General features: G+C 49.6%; 1 protein-coding gene. It reads right to left on the reverse strand.

The genetic code is table 11. From position 1 onward, the window contains the following. Positions 1–1,019: 1,019 nt before the first annotated feature. Positions 1,020–1,427: an H-NS family nucleoid-associated regulatory protein gene (locus OU793_RS24425; RefSeq protein ID WP_086598014.1), complete on the reverse strand. Its 408-nt coding sequence runs from the start codon at positions 1,425–1,427 to the stop codon at positions 1,020–1,022. Positions 1,428–1,511 lie beyond the last annotated feature (84 nt).

Consider the following 1,511-nt stretch of genomic DNA (forward strand, 5'->3'; position numbering starts at 1 on the left):
AGTTGATAGTTGATCATCTCTGACATGATCTTGATGCTCCTTAATTGAATTTCATCGGTCTTTGTTATCGGTCTTTGCTATTGGTCTTGGCGTGAGACCGATAACAAAGACCGATGGATGCCCCAAACCTTTACGCTGAACGCTCCAAGGAATGGGGTTCCCCTTGAAAGGGGAATATTAAAAAAGCGGTGCTTTTTCAATGAATTAGAAGGTTCATGCTCGGGGCTGGACGCCCCTGCGCTGATCCTTCTAATTAAAAGCCGAAAACCGCCTCGCTACGCGAGACCAAGCCCCTCTGAAAGGTGAAAATTGTCGTCTTTTGGCCGCTGCGTACCTTGCTTGCTCAAAAGCCTCGTTTTCAACTACCCAGACGAGCTTGGTCTCGCCTACTCAACGGTTTTCGGGGGCAAGCCCCCAAAACAAACCGACCTCTGGGGAGGTCTCGCCTATTCGCTGGGGCGGGCGTTTGTTTCGGCTCCCCCGTCTCAATCATTTTCGCTGGGGCGAAAAGTGACTTCGATGCTCCCGATGTGCATCTTTCGCACTCCAAAAATCATTATCAATCAAGCCCCGCAGAGGGGGCGCTTGCGCGATTGAATGTTTTTGGAGCCAGGGCTACGGACTCGCTTTCAAGCGCAGCTTGAGTCTCATCACGTAGCAAAAAAGCCCGCGCTGTTACGCTACATTTGTCTTGCCAAAGTGGGGCGTGGAACGCCGGAATCCACACTTTGGCGGCGACGCATTTCGCGTTTTTGCTGGCGGGCTTTTTTAAGCGCTCACTCCTCGTGCATCGAATTTTCCTTTCTCTTTAACAATCCTTTGGGATTGAAATTTGAAAGGAAAATTGACACGAGACGTTCTCGAAAGGACAACACGTCCCATCCTTAAGGATGGTCATGTTGCGTGTTCGTCATTGCGCTATTTAACAATCCTAGGGGATTGAAATGGCGCAATGAGTGGTGCGCGTGAACCGCGCATTGAGAGCTTGGAGAAGGCGGTGTTAAGGTGAAAAAATGAAGTTATGGCTGCGCGATAAAGTCCGAAAGGTCGAAGCCTTCATCGAGCAAACTTTGTAATTCCGCGGGCACCTCGCCCACGCCATTCCACGTCTTGTTGTCACCATAAACGTAGGTATTTGATTGCGTGTTGGTGTCGCTTTTGCTTGCCTTACGAGGTTTCTTTTTCGGCTTCATTAGGTCACACAACTTGTCAAAGTTAAGCCCCTTATTAATGATTTGCTCGCGCAGCGCTTCGAGCTCTAGGCGCTCTTGCTGCTCTCGCTCGGCTTGCATTTGAGCTTCCAGTTCTTTCTCTTCTTTGAACTCGGTAATGACATTTAAGACGCGCTCAAGCTGCTCAACACTGGCGTGTTTGAGCACCGTTTTCGCTTGTCTTGGGTTGCTGAGTTTCTTGATGATGTCTTGCATAGTTTGTGTTGCCTTTGGTTGATGTCTGAGCCTAACGGCTCACGCACTTACCCATCTACCCACAATCGGCTGGAGATAAGTCCT

It is taken from the genome of Vibrio sp. VP6 (genome assembly GCF_028823755.1).
In the GTDB taxonomy this organism is placed as follows: Bacteria; Pseudomonadota; Gammaproteobacteria; order Enterobacterales; family Vibrionaceae; genus Vibrio; species Vibrio parahaemolyticus.

Bases quoted from the DNA above. Each gene is read 5' to 3' on its own strand.
- OU793_RS24425 (WP_086598014.1), bottom strand. From the start codon at position 1,427: ATGCAAGACATCATCAAGAAACTCAGCAACCCAAGACAAGCGAAAACG.